Source organism: Rhizobium sp. L51/94 (assembly GCF_019355555.1).
GTDB lineage: Bacteria > Pseudomonadota > Alphaproteobacteria > Rhizobiales > Rhizobiaceae > Rhizobium > Rhizobium rhododendri.
Window position 1 is genome coordinate 3,165,848 of the sequence record NZ_CP072141.1, and the last position, 16,266, is coordinate 3,182,113.

The following is a 16,266-nucleotide window of genomic DNA, read 5'->3' on the forward strand; positions in this document are numbered from 1 at the left end:
ATCGTACCGTCATATTAACCACCCGGTCCGGAATGGCGCAACGGTCAAGACGGCCGAACTGTTCCAAAAACGAACGCCGAGGTGCCGCTCTTGAGCCGCGACGGACAGAAATTTGCGGCAGAGGCTTCTAATATTCACCGCGTAAAGGGTTTAGTTACCAAGATTCTTCATTCTTTGAGACGAGCGGCGGGAAGCAGCGGAGACAAACATCGTCTAGCTGACCACCAGCATGGGCTCCGGCAATCCGGATCGCCTGGCCGCCCGAGTGTGTATCAGTGTGGAACGAGTATCATGGCGTTTGCGATCGAGACGTTTAGGGACGTCAGTCCCAGGGCAGGAAAGGCCGGCAAGAAAGGCTCGTCCCGCGTCATGACGGTCGGCACCGTGATGATCGGCACCGGCGTGGTCGCCTTTTCCTGGGTAGTAGCCACCGCCTTCGCTCTCCAGAGCGTCGTCGGTCCCTACGCATCAGGATCTCCCATCCTGCAGAAAACCGGCCCATCGCTGGTGGCACGAGCAGCGTCGCAGCCTGTCGGCCATCCAAGCCTGCGGCTTGCGACCCTCGACCCCGCCGGCATCAACGCTCTCGCGCTCGCCAACGCCCATCGCTCGGCAATCGCTGCCGAAATGGCCGCCCTCGCCCCGAGCTACTCCGTCATTGCCAAGAGCGACCGCGTCGTACATGCACCGACCGAGATCGCCGATGCAGGCCAGTCTTCCCATGCGCTCGCAAAGTCGGGACGCCCGCTGCCTGCCGACGTCATGGCAGCCTTGAAAGTGGCGTTGGCCGCCGTGCCGGCCGGAACAGCCGATGCCGCCGCCGTCCGCACGGCAAGCGTCGATCTCGACCGCGCCGCAGCGACCAGCGAACGCGCATTGACAGCCTCGGCTCCTGCCCTCCCCGTGACCTCACGCGACGACAGGCTGGCGCTTGCCAGCGCCGCGCCGACAGGCCCTGGCTCGCAAATTCCGACACCTATGCCCAACCCGACGACGGCGGCGACAGCGTCAGCCGCAGACCGGCCTGTCCAGATGGCCATGATCGACCCGACGCCTGCTCCCGCGCGCGACGCGACGGCCCTCGTGCCAGCACAACGCCCGCAGGCCGCCGCAAAGCCTGCCCGTCCGGCAGCCGTCTCCACCCGTGAGATCGTGCCGCAGCAGCGCCCCGCTGAAAACGACGACGGTCTTCCGTCCAGCGCCGCTGCCATGGTCGAGCCCGATGCACGGCGCGCCAACGTCGCTGTAGAACAGACCTTCGGACTGGTCATGCCGACCGCTTCCGGCGATTCGTCTGGCACGTCTTCCGCTGATGACATGCTAATGTCGAGCATTCCGCTGCCAACCATGCGCCCGGCCCCTTCGCCGGATGCGGCAACGACGCCGGCCGCAAAGCTGACCCGCCCCTCCAAGGCGCTGCTCGCCTACGCCCGTCCTGACGATGCAGGGATGGACAACGAGCCGGCCTTCAAGGCGCCGACCTCGCTGCCGAACGCCCGCACCCGCGTTGCGATCTACGATATCTCGGCGGCCCGCGTGTACCTGCCCAATGGAGAGCAGCTTGAGGCCCATTCCGGGCTTGGCCAGATGATCGACAACCCGCGCTACGTCAACCAGAAGAACCGTGGCCCGACGCCACCGCACACCTACGACCTGACGATGCGCGAATCGCTGTTCCACGGCGTCGAGGCGATCCGCCTCAACCCCGTCGATCCGCGCGCCATCTACGGTCGCGACGGGCTGCTGGCCCACACCTACATGCTCGGCCGTCGCGGCGATTCCAACGGCTGCGTCTCCTTCAAGGACTACCGCCGCTTCCTCGCAGCCTTCAAGCGCGGCGAAGTCAACCGTCTCCTCGTGGTTCCCCACCTCTCGGTCGCCCCCGGCCGTATCGCCTCGCGCTAAGCGCTCCGTCCCAGCCGATCCACGCGACGGCAGGGACGACTACGTTAAGACCCGCCGGCACTTCTTTCGCATTTAATTAAACATGTCCTGATATATCTGCGATGCGCCTGTATCGAAATCCAAGTACCTGCGTTTAGATCGAGACAGAGCAACGGACAGGAGCCAGGAATGGCAAGCGACAAAATGACGGTTTTGGTCGTCGAGGACGAAGCGCTGATCCGCCTCGACATCGTTTGCGCACTCGAGGATGCTGGTTTCGAGGTTCTCGAAGCCCCGAATGTCGCAAATGCCGTGGCTGTCTTGACGGCACATCCCGAAATCTGCGCTGTTTTTACGGATGTCGATATGCCGGGATCGATGGATGGACTGAAGCTTGCAGCCGTGGTGTCGATGCAATGGCCGGACACCAAGATCATCGTCACCTCCGGTCGCTGCAACGTCCAGCCATCCGACCTGCCCGCGGCCAGCCGTTTCGTCGGCAAGCCCTACCATCCGGAAACGATCATCAACAATCTCAGCCAGATGCTGGCCGCTTAGCAAGCACGCACCAGCGCACTGTTGGAAAGTCGAACCGACTTAATGTTGGGGCGCACACTCGCGCAGTTTGCTGCCGGGGCCTAACACACTCACATCGTGATTTGTGCCATCCTGTACGGGAGAACAGCGACCTGCGCGCGGAGGTCTTATCCACGCGCAGGCGATTGAACCCTCGTACTGTGCTTCCTCAGGCGCGCCGCAGCTGGCGCCTGGCGACAGGGGCAAGGTCATCCATCTCGGCATCCGCGTGGCGGAGGGTGGATGTGCGGCTGAGCTTGAAGCGGCCGACGAGTTCCGTCAGCACGCTTGATCCGGAGAAAAGTTCGTTGCTGAGAGCTGTCGTCTCTTCGGCCATGGCGGCGTTTCTCTGTGTCATCTGGTCCAGCGCGTTGACGGCCGAACTGATTTCCTGGAGGCCCGTCGCCTGCTCGACGCTGGAGGTGGCGATGGCTTCCACCTTGGCGTCAATCTCGGAGACAAAGCCTTCGATCTTGCGCAGGGCGATGCCGGTCTCTCCCACCAGACGGACGCCGGTCGAGACCTCGTTGGACGAGTTGACGATGAGCGCCTTGATCTCTTTTGCAGCCTTGGCCGAGCGCTGCGCCAATTCGCGCACCTCATGGGCAACGACAGCGAAGCCCTTGCCCTGATCTCCCGCCCGCGCCGCCTCTACGCCCGCGTTCAAAGCCAGCAGGTTCGTCTGGAAAGCGATTTCGTCGATGACGCCGATGATCTGCGTAATTTCTCCCGACGCCGCCTGGATGCGGTTCATGGCAGCAACCGATTCCTGCACGGTCATGATCGAGGCATGCGCGCACTGCTTGGCATCGGCAACGAGGTGACGCGTCTCGAGGCTCCGCTCCGACGAGGACCGTACGGTAGCGGTTACTTCTTCCAATGCTGCGGAGGTCTCTTCCAGCGCCGAAGCCTGCTCTTCGGTACGCTTGGAAAGGCTGTGCGCAGCCTCCTGCATCTCGGTTCCGTTGCCGTGCACCAGCCGGGTCTTCTGCAATACTTCTTCCAGCGTCGTCTGGAAGTTTGCCAGCGAATTGTTGAAGTCGGCACGCAGGGGTTCGAACTGCTCGCTGAAGCTTGAATCGATCGTCGTCTGCATGTTGCATTGGGCAAGCCGGCCAAGCCCGGCGCCAAGGGCGTCGATCACCATCTTGACTTGCCTGGATTCTTCCAGCCGCTCGGCCTCGCGACCGCGCCGCTCGGTTTCGGTCTGGGCTCTCGAGGCCTCCGCCTGATCGTGCAGGCTTCGATTTTCGAGGCCCGCCGTCCGGAAGACATTGAGCGCCGCAGACATCGCGCCGATCTCGTCGGTCCGGTCGGCGTAAGGGGCAGCCTCGTCGAGATTGCCGCCCGCCATCCTCGACATGGCTGTCGTCATTTTCGTGATCGGCCGGATCGCTCTCTGCCGGATGGTGACGAGGCCAGCCAGGAACACCACGACCGACAGGCCACCTGCACCGAGCGCCAGCGACATCAGGCTGGACGACATGCGGGCGGTTTCCGCCTCCTGCGCTGCCGACAGCGCGTCCGACATCTTCACCAGCTTGAGGACTGCCGCCTCATGTGCGTGGAACGTGTCTTTCAGCTCCATCAGAGCCGCATGCCTGTCAACCGAGCTGTCGGTAGACAGAAAGCGCTCGTCCATGACCTTCCAGAATACGTCTCCCTTGGCGAGAACATCGTTCTCCAGCTCGTTCTTGATTCCATCAGGGAGCCCGGACGCACGCCAGTAGGCACGACGCTCGTCGTAATCCTTCCTCAGCGACCGTATCTTTCCGGCATTGACCGCATAGAGATCGGGGTTGCTGCCGATCTCGTTTGCCAGCATGTAAGATTCTATCAGGTAAAGAGGCGGCGGCAGGATGTCGGCAACCAGATCCTTGCCCTCGACGATCGACTTGTAGATCGGTCCGTTCACCTTGAGCTTCTCGATCGCATAGGTCTGAAGACCGATGGACACGAGCAGGCCGGCGCCGACGACCAGCCCGAACAGCAGCAAGGTGCGGGATAGATTGATTTTCATTTAGGGAGTCCTCATTTAATCGAAGACTGGCATTCAAATCTCAATAAATTATGCACTTAGCGGCGTCCCTGGCCCCGGATCCTTAACGATTCCAGTAAATTCGCCGGCCGACGGACGGCAATGCAGCCACGCATTGAGGATCGTCCGAAAGGACTGCACGCTCCGATATGTGAGCGTCAATACGCTGTAAACACGTGCATTTTAGCAAGAGGCAATCTTCGCGAGCGCGCCGGCCTTGATCACAGAAAGAACAACTCCGAGGCTAAAAGGGTGCTGGACGGTGGAGCAGATCGCTGCTCCACCGTCCGGTTCCGAAATCCCTTCATAAAAATGCGATGCGCTTAGAACTCTTCCCAGCTAGCGCCTGAACTGCCGCCGCCTGCTGCCATCTTGCGTGGTGCGGAGAACTGCGCCGCCGGGCGGGACTGACGCGCCGGAGCAGCCATGGCCTGCGCCGTCTGCCTGAGCGCCGATGACTGCGTGTTCCTGACCCCTTCGAGCTTGAACTGGCTGACGAGTTCGAGAAGCGTATTGGCCTCGTTGGCGAGCGTATTCGACGCGGCGGTCGACTGCTCCACCATCGCGGCATTCTGCTGTGTCGTCTGGTCCATCGAGTTCACGGCCTGATTGACTTCATGGAGCCCGGTGGCCTGCTCCTTTGCAGACGTGGCGATCGAGTCCATGTGGCCGTTAATCTCGACGATGAACTGCCCGATGGTCTTCAGGGCATCGCCGGCATCGCGCACCAGCTTCACGCCGTTTGCGACTTCGGACGAAGAGCTGTGGATGAGACCCTTGATTTCCTTGGCTGCCTGCGCCGAACGCTGGGCAAGCTCGCGAACCTCCTGCGCTACGACGGCGAACCCCTTGCCTGCCTCGCCGGCACGGGCTGCCTCGACGCCGGCATTCAATGCCAGCAGGTTGGTCTGGAAGGCGATTTCGTCGATGACGCCGATGATGTTGGAAATCTGCTGCGACGAGGTCTCGATCTTCTCCATTGCCTCTTCGGCCCGCGAAACGACTTCAGCAGACTTTCCAGCGGACTCGTTGGCGCGAGATGCCACGTCGCGTGCATCTTCGGTGCGCTTGGCGGAGTTAGCCACGTTGACGGTGATTTCCTCGACGGCCGCAGCGGTCTCCTCGATCGCGGCAGCCTGTTGCTCCGTCCGCTTCGACAGATCGTTGGCGCCGGCTGCAATCTCGCGAGTGCCGTTGCCCATGCTGGATACGCTGGTGGTGATCGACGACAGGGCGCCGCCGAGCTGCTCGACCGACCGGTTGAAGTCGTGGCGCAAGGCATCGAAATCCGGAGAAAATGCTTCCGTCAGCTGGAAGGACAGGTCACCTGCTGCGAGGCGCTTCAGACCATCGGCAAGACCCGAGGTTGCGATGCGCAGACGTTCGGCCGCTTCTTCTTCAGCCCGGCGCTGACCCTCGATCCGGTCGATTTCAGCTTGCCGCCTGTTGTCTTCCGCCTCGCGTTCCAGGCGATTGTTGGAAATCGCTGCCTGACGGAAGATTTCGACCGCGCCGGCCATCTGGCCGATTTCATCGGCCCGGCGGGCAAAGGGAATTTCCGAATCCGTGTCGCCTTCCGAAAGCTTGCGCATCGAGGTGTTGATGCCGGCAAGCGGACGCGAGACGTTCATTATGGCAAAGAGCGCGGAGGCAATACCAAGAAGGAGAGCAAGCCCGAGGCACGCGTATGTGACATCCGACGCAAAGGAGATGGTGTGCAACGTAGCGGCGCCTTCGTCCTTGGTGTTCATGGCGATGTCATCGACAGCTGCCTGAACGGCGTCGCCGGCCGAACTGTAGTCGGTGAGTGCCTTGCCGTAGAACAGCGCTCTCGCCTCATCCGCTTTGGCATTCTTTGCGAGATTGCCCACTTCACCCCAAGACTGCAGGCCTGCGCTCCAGTTGCGCTTCAGCGTGGCAAACAGCTCGATGTCTTCCTTGTCTACCAGAAGCGGCTCATAGGTGCGGATGTCATTCTCGACCTTATCGATTGCAGTCTTCAGTATATCTGAGAACTTCTGGCGCTGCTCCGCTGGAGCGTTCAGTACGGCGCTTTGATAAATGCGAACATCGCCGATGTCAGCATTCATCTGCCCAAGAAGAATGAAACCCGGAATGCGCTTTTCAATAATGACATGGTTTTTCGTTTGAATAGAATCGAGAGAATAAACCGCAAAAAAACCTAATCCGGCGGTCATGGCCACAGACACCGAAAATATGCCTAAAAGCTTCGTTGCGACAGAAAGATTCATACTCTTGACCCCGATTCGCTGATGCTGGAAATACCAACCGTCAAGAAAATATCGGACAATCGTTAATTATAATATAAACTACTTGTAAAGTATAAAGACGTTTCTGCAACGCATCGCGCATAGACCATTCGATACTGCATCTATGCTGCTTGGGGCACAGGCGTTGATCGGGGCCGGTTGCCGGCCCCGGTTCCGGCTCAGGCGGGCCTCACCCAGGAACGCACGGTCGTGCCGCCGAAAATCACCTCTTTCGGCAGATCGAAGATGAAATACGGGTTGAACGCCGGCGTCGCACCGATCGCATCGAGGCGATGAAGGTGATCGCCCGTCAGTACGATCTCGAGCGAGGCTATGTTCTCGGCGAGTTGCCCGGTGCGGCTCGCCCCGACAAGTACGGAGCCAACGCCCGGACGCTGCATGAGCCAGGCGAGAGCGACCGCCGCCATCGGCCGGCCCAGTTCGGCCGCAACCTCCCTCAGCACATCGACCACCGCGAAGTTCTGCTCGGTAAACAGGAGCCCCCCGAACGGATTGTCACCGTTGAGGCGGCCATCGCTTTCGCCCTCGCCGCCATCGCCGGCGGTGTCCGGAATTGCCCCGGCCGGCCCGGCACGGCTCAGCATGTCGCGGCCGTATTTGCCGGTCAGCAGACCCGCGGCAAGCGGGCTCCACGGCACGAGGTCCATTCCGAGTTCGGCAGCAGCGGGAAGAATGTCGAGTTCGACGCCACGATCAACGAGCGAATAGGCATATTGCAGGCCGATTGGCGCCGGCAGGCCATGCGCAGCGGCCAACGTCGCGAGCTTGGCGACATACCAGGCCGGCGTGTTCGAGAAACCGTAGTGCAGGATCTTTCCGCTTCGGACCGCATCTGTCAGCGACTGCAGCACCTCTTCTGCCGGGGTCGTGCGATCCCAGACATGGATCCAGTACATATCGATATAGTCGGTCTGCAGCCGTCTCAGCGATCCCTCGATGCCGAGCCGGATGTTCTTGGCACCATTGCCGCCATGGAGCGGCGTGCCCTGGCTCCGGGAAAAGCCCGACTTCGTTGCGATCACCACCCGGTCGCGCAATCCCGCCTCCGCGATGAAGTCCCTCAGCATCTCCTCGCTACGCCCGCCGGAATAGACATCCGCCGTATCGAAGAAGTTGCCGCCGGCAGCGATGTAGGTATCGAAAAGCTCGCGCGATGCCTTGCTGCCCGAACCCCAGCGCCCGGCGCCGAATGTCATGGTGCCGAGCGCAAGCGGGCTGACGATGAGGCCCGAACGTCCGAGCGTGCGATAGCTGGTGAGATCCATGCGAATATCCTTCCGGTTTCGATGTGTTGCTGCGCTCATCCTACAGCACGCCGGAAACCTCGATTATCCATTGCATGGCGCATGAACTTATGAGCACACTGCATCAATGGAACGCGGCGAACTGAATGATCTGATGGCATTTGCCGCCGTGGCGCGTGAGCGCAGTTTCACGCGGGCAGCAGCAGCGCTGGGTATTTCGCCGTCGGCACTCAGCCATGCGATCAGGGGCCTCGAAGAGCGGCTTGGGGTCAGGCTGCTGGCGCGCACGACCCGCAGCGTTGCGCCGACCGATGCCGGCCTGCGGCTGTTGCAGCATATCCAGCCGGCTTTTACCCAGATCGAAGCCGGGCTGGAAGCGCTTGGCGAATGGCGCGACAGTCCCTCGGGCAAGGTCAGGCTGACGACCTTTTCCTACCCGGCCCGGACCATTCTCCGCCAGAAGCTCCCGACCTTTCTTCTGGAAAACCCCGATGTCGAGGTGGAAGTCGACATCAACGACCGGCTGGTGGATATCGTCACCGACGGTTTCGATGCCGGCATTCGGTTCGGGGAAACGGTGGCGAAGGACATGATCGCGGTGCGCGTCGGCCCAGATCTCAGGACCGTCGTCGTCGGCACGCCGTCCTATTTCGAAAACCGCAAGAAGCCCGAGGTGCCGGCCGATCTCGAAGGACACAATTGCATAGGCTATCGGCTCGCCAGTGCCGGTGGTCTCCTGCCGTGGGAATTCCAGTCGGGGGCACGCGAGATCAAGATCAGGACATCCGGATCCTTCGTCGTCAACGATGGTGACCTCGCCGCCGCAGCCGTTCGCGCCGGTGCCGGCCTCGGCTACATCATGGAAGACGACGTCGCAGACGACATCGCCGCAGGCAGGCTGATCCGCGTCCTCGATGCATGGTGCCCGCCGTTCCAGGGCTGCTATCTCTACCACCCCAGCCGCCGCCAGACCCCACCAGCCCTGCGCGCCCTCATAGCCGCGCTGAAGGAGGAGGCGTGATCTTATCCGAGGTCATGTAGAAATGCATCGCCGACCGTCCGGCGCGAACATTGCCGTAATGGCATCCGGACGCTCTTGCAGAGGCCACTGAGCCTAGCTGCGGGCGTAACAGCTGAGATCAGACGTATGAATCGCCGCAGGCGTCATGATTATCCTATAATTGTAAACCGCGCAGTCACAGTGTGTTGCTACGCTGAAGTTGGATGCCGACCGCTCGAGCACGCCTTTCGACGGACCGTCCGAACCTATTCCCGCTCTATGAACGATCCACTCCATGTCATTGGCCTCTGTCGCAAGATATTGCATCACCGCTTCGTTGTCTTCATGCTGACCGATATAGGCGCGGGCCAAGGTGTTGCGTATCGTCCAGAAGAGTGGAGAAAGTCTCCCGTTATAGGGTCTGCTCAGTCCTCCCGCCTGGTAGAGAAGACGCTTTACGCCGTGCCGCCGCATCGAGGGGACAAGCCTTTTCACGAAGGCGGCATTGATCCTGTCGGTCCTCTGGAGCTTGACATCGCCGAGCATCGAAATGACGAAATCGACCCCGCTCACCAAGGCATCCGTGTCGATCGGATCCGTGATCGACCCCTGACGCACCTCGAGGTTCGCCGTTGCGCCGCCCAGCTTTTCCGGAGACCTCGCCAGTGCCCTCACCCTGTGGCCGCCCGCAAGAGCCAGGGAAACGAAATGCTTGCCCGTACCGCCAGTGGCGCCGAGTACCAGAAAAGTCGATTGTTGGGTCATTCGTGATATCCGTTCGTTAGTGCAACCACGCCCCGGCGCCATAGGAGTGAGGCCCTTGCCGCTTGGCTCCGAGTCCAAAGCCTGCCACACCCGTTCACGCACAGCCGGCTGCTCCCGTCAGAAAAACTCGCGTCTTTCGCTCCCGTTTCCGTGAGTTGAAATTAGACCGGGATCTCCGTAGGTTCTATGGCATGGAATCCACATTAGTATCGCGATCGTCCATTCTGGCCAGCGATCCGCTATCGGACGTGCTGTCACTGGTGAAAACGCGCGGCTATATGTCGGGCGGGTTGGATTTTGGCGGCAACTGGTCCTACAGCTTCGCGGCGGATTCAGCCTTTCGCTGTTTCGCGATCGTATCCGGCCAGTGCTGGCTCTCCGTTGCGGATGGACCGGACCCTATCCTGCTTAGGGAAGGCGAGTTCTTTGCCCTGCCCCATGGCCACCGTTTTTCCCTGGCAAGCGACCCGGCAATCGACCCGGGCAACATCTATGACGAGGTGGACGGTCCCCTCAACGGGCGCGTGCTTCAAATCGGTGGCGGCGGTAACTGTTGCCTGTTCGGTACCATTTTCACGTTCAGGCAGGAGCTGTCGAGCCATCTGCTCAACGCCCTTCCCGAGATACTGCATATCGACGATGGCGCGGATCGCTACGCCCTCAAAGCCTATCTGGATCGGATGATGGCGTTGCTGAGGCATCCGCAACCGGGAAGCGTTCTAGTTGCCGAATACCTTGCCGAGACGATGTTGGTCGAGGTTTTGCGGCTGCACCTCGCGCAACAGGCAGAGATCGGCATAGGCTGGCTGTTCGCCCTGTCGGATAAGCGCCTTAACCGAGCCGTTACCGCCATTCACGAACAGCCCGGCCACAGATGGAGCGTTCGGCAACTCGCAGAGCGCGCCGGCATGTCCCGCTCGGCCTTCGCTTTCCGGTTCAAGGAGAAAGTTGGAGTATCGGTAATGGAGTATGTCGTGCAGTGGCGAATGATGCTCGCAGCGGACCGCCTCCTGACCACCCCGGACACTATAGCCAACATAGCCAGCAACCTCGGATACGATTCCGAAAGCGCATTCGTATTCGCATTCCGCAGGGAAATGGGCTGCACACCGCGCCAGTACAGCCGCCGAGCCGCGCGCGGGGCGTAGCCTGTGCCCATGCGGCCGTGATGGCTGGCAGGGGTCAGCGAGCGTGAAATCTCAGCCCGCCCGTCTGGCAGCACCACATAGCTTTACGACGCCGAGAATTTTACGGTTACGCCGCGCTGGCGAAAGTAGGCCTGCATCAGCTTCCTGCCTGAGCGATTGTTCTGCACGAGCCGTGAAGGGTCGAATACGGCCTCTTTCAGGCCGGCTCGCGTCAACGCTGCCTTCAGATCCGCGATATATAAGTCGATATCGGCATTGTTCGCCTGAAGCGATTCATAAACCCGGTTTGTTGCGTCTGCTACGGTTGGTTCGCTCACGATCACTCCGGTCGCCGTCTGTCAGGCGATTACTATGTTTTTCCGCCCCGATCCTATTGTGGTGAAAATCGCTGGCGTCAATAGGGGAACATGGATTGAAACATTACGACCGGGTCGGAGAGGCGCGATACAGACCATATATTGTGAAACCGGTCAGAGCCCCTGCCTGGCGGGCGATCCGCCAGACCGCCCCGCGAGATGTGTCCGATCCGAATTCTAAAGTGAATGGCGGCCACGGTCTTTTGCTGTCGGCCAGGCTTCAGACCGACACCGACCTGTCCGCGACAGTGGGACCAACATTCCTGACGGCGGTGACCAGTCTCGGAAAGTCTAATCTGGCAACAAGCATGTAGCAAACCATCGATAACCCGTTCGGCACGACGTTGTCACCTATGTCTCCGGGTCGGACATGACGAGACAAGAGTCCGCCGCAACACCTAAGTGATTGAAAAGATTCGACGTCACTGTGATTCACGCAACAAACCTGCAATGATTCACGCATCAGCCCGACTATTATGTAATAAAATCAGCAATTTAAGTTTTTACGAAAATTGGCGATTTGTCGCCAAAAATGCCCAAATGAAGCTTCGGGCGCTGTATCGCGATTGTTCGACAACACCCAAATCGACGGAAGCGCTCACCCGAGAGTCGTGCATAGGGATACCCTTTAGTGTGTTGTGAGCGTGGGACAACATGTAGATCTGTTCCCCATAGACCCAGACCCTCGCCACATCAAGGTCGTCATTTAGACTGCCTGGTACGCTCGAAACACTGGCCATAAGATCCACGAGACTGGTACCCATCTTTCCGCGTCGATCGACAAGCGACGTTCTATTTTGAAGTTGCGCACGCACTTCCATTTGCGATAGCGGATCGTCTTGCGTTCGGCGGATATGATGTTGCAGGCCCGTCGTTCCGAAAGACCCATGACGGTCTTCAGATGCGTAACGGCGTCACGCTGGGCGGCGGGCCCTACCATTTTTTGCAAGAAGCTCGCGGAGTGCGGCCGCATCCAGCATCTGCTCGGCCAGCAACTTCTTTAGCCTGGCATTCTCGTCCTCAAGCGCCTTCAGCCGCTTCGCCTCGGAGACTTCCATGCCGCCGTATTTGGCCTTCCAGTTATAAAATGTTGCTTCTGAAATCCCGTGCTTGCGGCAGAGATCGGCAGCCTTCGCGCCAGCCTCCTGCTCCTTCAGCACACCGATAATCTGCTCTTCCGTAAATCTCTGCTTCTTCATTCGTCCGTCCCTTAATAGGCCGGACCCTTACCCATTATGGAGGAAATTCTCAGTGGCAGGTCAGCCGATTATCAAGGAAACTCCCGAATGGTAGCCTATCAACCAACTTGAAGAAAGCGTGTTGGCAAGTCCCGCCTATGGGTCTGGATTTTCAAATCATTTCCAAAAGGAAATATATTTTTGTCCATGTTTACTTACTTTCGTCGAATGGAATATATTGCTTAAAGGGCCTTTTGGAGTCGGGAGCTTCTCCGCTTGGATAGAGCAGACAATACATTTTGCTGTGATACACGACGGCTAGAGGATAACATGAGTCAGCCGCGCTCATGCCACGAGCAGAACATATACTGAATCCCTTCCCAATATCCTGAGATGTACATTTCTCGCCAGGACAAAAGTACTGTGTTATCCCGGTGTATCCTTTGGAAAAAAACACAACTGGCTTCGAATACATGTCCAGAGACCCAACGGTCTCGGCTAGCTTTTTGTAGGCTTTGTCGACATCACTCTTATCGCCAAAACTGAAAGTCGATGGTGTGTCGTTCGTATAGTCGAACTTAGAAACATCTGTTTCACAGTTCAGAGCGAAAGCCGGTGAGAAAGAAATGATCGCGCCGATCAGTCCGATAAAGATGATATATTGGTGTGATTTCATCAATTTAGGTCAATCCTCCCACTATCAATAACGACACGCTTCTCGCCGTTTACTTCAATCTCGTCAAAATCCAGGAAAAGTTTAGTGTCTGAGATGGCGATTGAACCGTCTTCGTGCATCAAGACATTTGAATTGCCACAGGTTAGGTGAAGTTCACCGTTACTCTGCAATGCGGTGCTGTTTTGGGTCGTTAAAGAGAGTGTGTCATTGCTCATAAGGTTAATACGTGAACCTGCGTTGACGCTGTAGGACAAACCGACATTCGTCGTCATTCCTGCACCAACATTCACTGCATTAAAAACACCCACGCTCTCGGTCTTGTTCTTCTCGACAATGACCGACATGTTACCTTCGCCCGGATTCAGTATTCCGGGAAAGCCGAGTTTTTTGCCACCTCACCTATTCCGCCGGCCAAAGATGTCAACAAGGAAGTCACTATCCTACCAATGCCGCTTGGCCCCACCGTAAGCATCATGTTTCCGCCAATGACCTCCGTGGTGATTGTTTTCCGCCTCAGTTGCACCAATCGTTGCATTTGTTGCAGCGACCATTGGTTTCGTCAGGACATAGAAAAATGTGGTGGGCCCGGAGAGACTCGAACTCCCAACCAAGCGGTTATGAGCCGCCGGCTCTAACCATTGAGCTACAGGCCCTACCTTGCGCTCTGCGCAATATATCGGAGCAATGGTCCTCCGGTATGTCTTGCCTCTAGCCCAAAACTTGTGTCACGACAAGGGATTGCCGCATTGGCTACACAATCAATCGACACAAGGGTATTCCAGAAGAACAACGGAGGAAACCGATGACCCTGCCCCAGCCAGCCAGACTTGCCTGCAGCGCCTTTGCCGGCCTTGCCCTGCTGACGCTCACCAGCGCGACGGCCTTTGCAGCGGGCGAGCCGCGCCAGGCGCTGATCAGCGTTTCCGGCGAAGGCCAGGCGGCTGTCGCGCCCGACATGGCGGTCGTCACGCTGTCGGTCGTCAAGCAATCAAAGACTGCCCAGGATGCACTCGATCAGGATAACAAGGCGATGGGCGCGGTTCTGGCGACCCTGAAGAATGCCGGCATCGCCGAGCGCGACCTGCAGACCTCCGGCTTTGCCATCCAGCCGCAGTATAATTATCCACCTGCAAAGGACGGCCAGCAGCAACAGCCGGAACTGGTCGGCTACCAGGTGACGAACGGCCTGACCGTGCGCGTGCGCGACCTCGGCAAGCTCGGCGGCCTCATCGACCAGGCGGTCGGCCTCGGCATCAACCAGGGCGGCGACATCCAGTTCGTCAACGACAAGCCGGATGCGGCAATCGAGGCGGCTCGCAAGGATGCCATGGCCAATGCCGCCGCCAAGGCAAAGACGCTCGCCGAAGCCGCCGGCGTCAAGGTCGGCCGCGTCATCGAGATCACGGAAAATGCCGTGCGCGCAGCACCGCAGCCGATGATGCGTCCGCTTATGCTCAAAGGGGCTTCGGACACGGCCGTGCCTGTCGCCGGCGGTGAGAACAGCTATAACGTCACTGTCAACGTGACCTATGCGCTCGAGCCATAGGCCGCAGCGCTCACGGCAACGCCTCAAACGAAAGCCGCCCCGGGTTCGAAGACCCGGGGCGGCTTTTTCGTTCGATGTTCACAGACCTCAGCGGCCCATCATCGGGCAGCCGCGGACGTTGGCAAACATGATGGTATCAGGACCACGGCGGCTGAAACCGTTGACGACGACACGGCGCGGCGTGACATCGACGACGCGGGCGCGGCGCAGGCCGTAATCGCGGGCGATACCTTCTGCCTGGCGCGGATCGCAGCCGCGACCACGGAAGCCGGGTGGCGGCATCGGCGGACGGCCGTAATAATCCGGCGGTGGCGGACGGTGATGTCCGGGACCGACGTAGATATCGAGGTTCTGTGCAGAGGCCGAGGTCACCGTGCCGGAAAAGGCACCGGCAATCAGCGCCGCCGTCAGGGCGGCTTTGGCCAGAATAAGTTTCATGTCATCCTCCATGGAGTGTAAATACGATCAGCGCCCACCGCGCCTCCCGCGCAATCGGCGCTGGTGCAACGGCTGGAACCGAAAACGGTTCAGAATCAGCCAAAGGCATCTTCCAGTTAAAAGCAAGTCCCGCGAGACGCCAGATCAAATATCGCTAAGCGGTGCGGAAAGCCTGCCCCCCTATCGGCGCAGCACCGGGCAATCGGACTGGTTGGCAAACACCATCCGTTCCATGCCATGGTGGCTGCGGCCGACGACCACGACGCGGCGCGGCGTGATCTTGGCAATCTCGGCGCGCCTTATGCCGGCGGCCCGTGCCTTGCGCACGGCCATCAGCGGCGAGCAGATGTCGCGACCACGATGTTCGTAACGGACCTTCTCCACCGGAGACGAAAGACCGGCAGCAGAGACCGAGGGCACCATGACCGACACTGCGCTCAACGCAATCAGGCCGGCGGTTCCGAGTTTCGCAAACAGGTTCATCGCATTCACTCCGTTTCCTCAATTTCATTGCCCGACGGATCGGGCATGCGGTGAAACCTAGAGGAGCGAGCTTGAACGACAAGCCAACGGCCCGTTCACTTCATATTCAGCGTTCTCTCCGGAACTTATGCGCCGAGATGCAGTATTACCTCGCGCTGGTGCGGCCGATCCCTGTGTTCGAAAAGGTAGATCCCCTGCCAGGTGCCGAGCAGCAGGCGACCGTTGTTGACGGGAATGCCGATGGACGTCTGCGTCAGCGCCGCCTTGATATGGGCCGGCATGTCGTCGGCGCCCTCGGCAGTGTGGATCACCCAGCGCATGGACGGATCGGAGGACGGTGGCACCAGCCGCCGGAAGAAGGCATCGAGATCGGTCCTGACGTCGTCGTCGGCGTTTTCCTGGATGATCAGCGAGGCCGAGGTATGGCGCACGAAGACGGTGAGCAACCCTTCCTCCGCACCGCTGCGGCGCACGAACGCCGCCGCCGCATCCGTGAATTCGTACAGCCCCTGGCCATGGGTCGACAGCTTGAGAACGGTCTGCGGCATGAAAACTCCTTCGCGCACGGTTTCCCGTGAGGTCGGTCGCGGCGGCGACAAAGTCAAGGGCAGCGAGACCGCCGGCCGGCTATCGACCAGCCGGC

14 protein-coding genes, 1 tRNA gene and 1 pseudogene are annotated in these 16,266 nt (G+C 59.6%); 5 read left to right on the forward strand and 11 right to left on the reverse strand.

Features of this window, described 5'->3' with window-relative positions; all coding sequences use genetic code 11:
• Positions 1-291 precede the first annotated feature (291 nt).
• Together J5274_RS28810 and J5274_RS15480 are read left to right on the forward strand one after the other, a co-directional pair.
• The gene (locus J5274_RS28810; RefSeq protein WP_257625647.1) at positions 292-1,905 is read left to right on the forward strand and encodes a tlde1 domain-containing protein; all 1,614 of its coding nucleotides are present in this window, start codon (positions 292-294) and stop codon (positions 1,903-1,905) included.
• Between the two features lie 168 nt (positions 1,906-2,073).
• On the forward strand, positions 2,074-2,442 hold the full coding sequence (locus J5274_RS15480; protein ID WP_142823262.1) for a response regulator: 369 nt from the start codon (positions 2,074-2,076) through the stop codon (positions 2,440-2,442).
• Between the two features lie 187 nt (positions 2,443-2,629).
• Here J5274_RS15480 and J5274_RS15485 read toward each other — a convergent pair whose 3' ends face one another.
• The 3 genes from J5274_RS15485 to J5274_RS15495 form a co-directional block, all read right to left on the reverse strand.
• Positions 2,630-4,480: a methyl-accepting chemotaxis protein gene (locus J5274_RS15485; protein ID WP_142831458.1), complete on the reverse strand. Its 1,851-nt coding sequence runs from the start codon at positions 4,478-4,480 to the stop codon at positions 2,630-2,632.
• A 341-nt stretch (positions 4,481-4,821) separates the two neighbouring features.
• Positions 4,822-6,750 (reverse strand): methyl-accepting chemotaxis protein, encoded by a 1,929-nt coding sequence (locus J5274_RS15490; protein ID WP_142823264.1) that lies wholly within the window; start codon positions 6,748-6,750, stop codon positions 4,822-4,824.
• 197 nt (positions 6,751-6,947) lie between these two features.
• Positions 6,948-8,054, reverse strand: coding sequence for an aldo/keto reductase (locus J5274_RS15495; protein WP_142823265.1), 1,107 nt, complete (start codon positions 8,052-8,054; stop codon positions 6,948-6,950).
• A 106-nt stretch (positions 8,055-8,160) separates the two neighbouring features.
• On the opposite strand from J5274_RS15495, the gene J5274_RS15500 reads away from it, so the two are divergent.
• Positions 8,161-9,054, forward strand: a complete 894-nt coding sequence (locus J5274_RS15500) for a LysR family transcriptional regulator (RefSeq protein WP_142823266.1) — start codon at positions 8,161-8,163, stop codon at positions 9,052-9,054.
• Between the two features lie 93 nt (positions 9,055-9,147).
• Here the strand turns inward: J5274_RS15500 and J5274_RS15505 are convergent, their stop codons facing one another.
• Positions 9,148-9,798: an NAD(P)-dependent oxidoreductase gene (locus J5274_RS15505; RefSeq protein ID WP_142823267.1), complete on the reverse strand. Its 651-nt coding sequence runs from the start codon at positions 9,796-9,798 to the stop codon at positions 9,148-9,150.
• A 191-nt stretch (positions 9,799-9,989) separates the two neighbouring features.
• Here J5274_RS15505 and J5274_RS15510 point away from each other — a divergent pair, with 191 nt between their 5' ends.
• The gene (locus tag J5274_RS15510; RefSeq protein WP_142823268.1) at positions 9,990-10,946 is read left to right on the forward strand and encodes an AraC family transcriptional regulator; all 957 of its coding nucleotides are present in this window, start codon (positions 9,990-9,992) and stop codon (positions 10,944-10,946) included.
• Between the two features lie 83 nt (positions 10,947-11,029).
• Here J5274_RS15510 and J5274_RS15515 read toward each other — a convergent pair whose 3' ends face one another.
• From J5274_RS15515 to J5274_RS15530, 4 genes and pseudogenes are all read right to left on the reverse strand, one after another.
• Positions 11,030-11,266 carry a hypothetical protein gene (locus J5274_RS15515; protein ID WP_142823608.1) on the reverse strand — a complete coding sequence of 79 codons (237 nt, stop codon included), beginning with the start codon at positions 11,264-11,266 and terminating at the stop codon, positions 11,030-11,032.
• Between the two features lie 859 nt (positions 11,267-12,125).
• A pseudogene (locus J5274_RS15520) lies at positions 12,126-12,501 on the reverse strand (transposase); the annotation flags it as partial.
• Between the two features lie 654 nt (positions 12,502-13,155).
• Positions 13,156-13,500: a hypothetical protein gene (locus J5274_RS15525; RefSeq protein WP_224127743.1), complete on the reverse strand. Its 345-nt coding sequence runs from the start codon at positions 13,498-13,500 to the stop codon at positions 13,156-13,158.
• A 233-nt stretch (positions 13,501-13,733) separates the two neighbouring features.
• Positions 13,734-13,809, reverse strand: a tRNA-Ile gene (locus J5274_RS15530).
• Between the two features lie 149 nt (positions 13,810-13,958).
• Here J5274_RS15530 and J5274_RS15535 point away from each other — a divergent pair.
• The gene (locus J5274_RS15535; RefSeq protein ID WP_142823269.1) at positions 13,959-14,702 is read left to right on the forward strand and encodes an SIMPL domain-containing protein; all 744 of its coding nucleotides are present in this window, start codon (positions 13,959-13,961) and stop codon (positions 14,700-14,702) included.
• Positions 14,703-14,789: 87 nt separating this feature from the next.
• Here J5274_RS15535 and J5274_RS15540 read toward each other — a convergent pair whose 3' ends face one another.
• The 3 genes from J5274_RS15540 to J5274_RS15550 all read right to left on the reverse strand — a co-directional run bounded on the left by J5274_RS15540 (position 14,790) and on the right by J5274_RS15550 (position 16,171).
• The gene (locus J5274_RS15540) at positions 14,790-15,140 is read right to left on the reverse strand and encodes a hypothetical protein (protein ID WP_142823270.1); all 351 of its coding nucleotides are present in this window, start codon (positions 15,138-15,140) and stop codon (positions 14,790-14,792) included.
• 180 nt (positions 15,141-15,320) lie between these two features.
• Positions 15,321-15,623: a hypothetical protein gene (locus tag J5274_RS15545; RefSeq protein WP_142823271.1), complete on the reverse strand. Its 303-nt coding sequence runs from the start codon at positions 15,621-15,623 to the stop codon at positions 15,321-15,323.
• A 125-nt stretch (positions 15,624-15,748) separates the two neighbouring features.
• Positions 15,749-16,171, reverse strand: coding sequence for a secondary thiamine-phosphate synthase enzyme YjbQ (locus J5274_RS15550; RefSeq protein ID WP_142823272.1), 423 nt, complete (start codon positions 16,169-16,171; stop codon positions 15,749-15,751).
• Positions 16,172-16,266 lie beyond the last annotated feature (95 nt).

Bases quoted from the DNA above. Each gene is read 5' to 3' on its own strand.
- J5274_RS15540 (WP_142823270.1), bottom strand. From the start codon at position 15,140: ATGAAACTTATTCTGGCCAAAGCCGCCCTGACGGCGGCGCTGATTGCC.
- J5274_RS15505 (WP_142823267.1), bottom strand. From the start codon at position 9,798: ATGACCCAACAATCGACTTTTCTGGTACTCGGCGCCACTGGCGGTACG.
- J5274_RS15485 (WP_142831458.1), bottom strand. From the start codon at position 4,480: ATGAAAATCAATCTATCCCGCACCTTGCTGCTGTTCGGGCTGGTCGTC.
- J5274_RS15525 (WP_224127743.1), bottom strand. From the start codon at position 13,500: ATGTCGGTCATTGTCGAGAAGAACAAGACCGAGAGCGTGGGTGTTTTT.
- J5274_RS28810 (WP_257625647.1), top strand. From the start codon at position 292: ATGGCGTTTGCGATCGAGACGTTTAGGGACGTCAGTCCCAGGGCAGGA.
- J5274_RS15535 (WP_142823269.1), top strand. From the start codon at position 13,959: ATGACCCTGCCCCAGCCAGCCAGACTTGCCTGCAGCGCCTTTGCCGGC.
- J5274_RS15500 (WP_142823266.1), top strand. From the start codon at position 8,161: ATGGAACGCGGCGAACTGAATGATCTGATGGCATTTGCCGCCGTGGCG.
- J5274_RS15490 (WP_142823264.1), bottom strand. From the start codon at position 6,750: ATGAATCTTTCTGTCGCAACGAAGCTTTTAGGCATATTTTCGGTGTCT.
- J5274_RS15480 (WP_142823262.1), top strand. From the start codon at position 2,074: ATGGCAAGCGACAAAATGACGGTTTTGGTCGTCGAGGACGAAGCGCTG.
- J5274_RS15510 (WP_142823268.1), top strand. From the start codon at position 9,990: ATGGAATCCACATTAGTATCGCGATCGTCCATTCTGGCCAGCGATCCG.
- J5274_RS15545 (WP_142823271.1), bottom strand. From the start codon at position 15,623: ATGAACCTGTTTGCGAAACTCGGAACCGCCGGCCTGATTGCGTTGAGC.
- J5274_RS15550 (WP_142823272.1), bottom strand. From the start codon at position 16,171: ATGCCGCAGACCGTTCTCAAGCTGTCGACCCATGGCCAGGGGCTGTAC.
- J5274_RS15495 (WP_142823265.1), bottom strand. From the start codon at position 8,054: ATGGATCTCACCAGCTATCGCACGCTCGGACGTTCGGGCCTCATCGTC.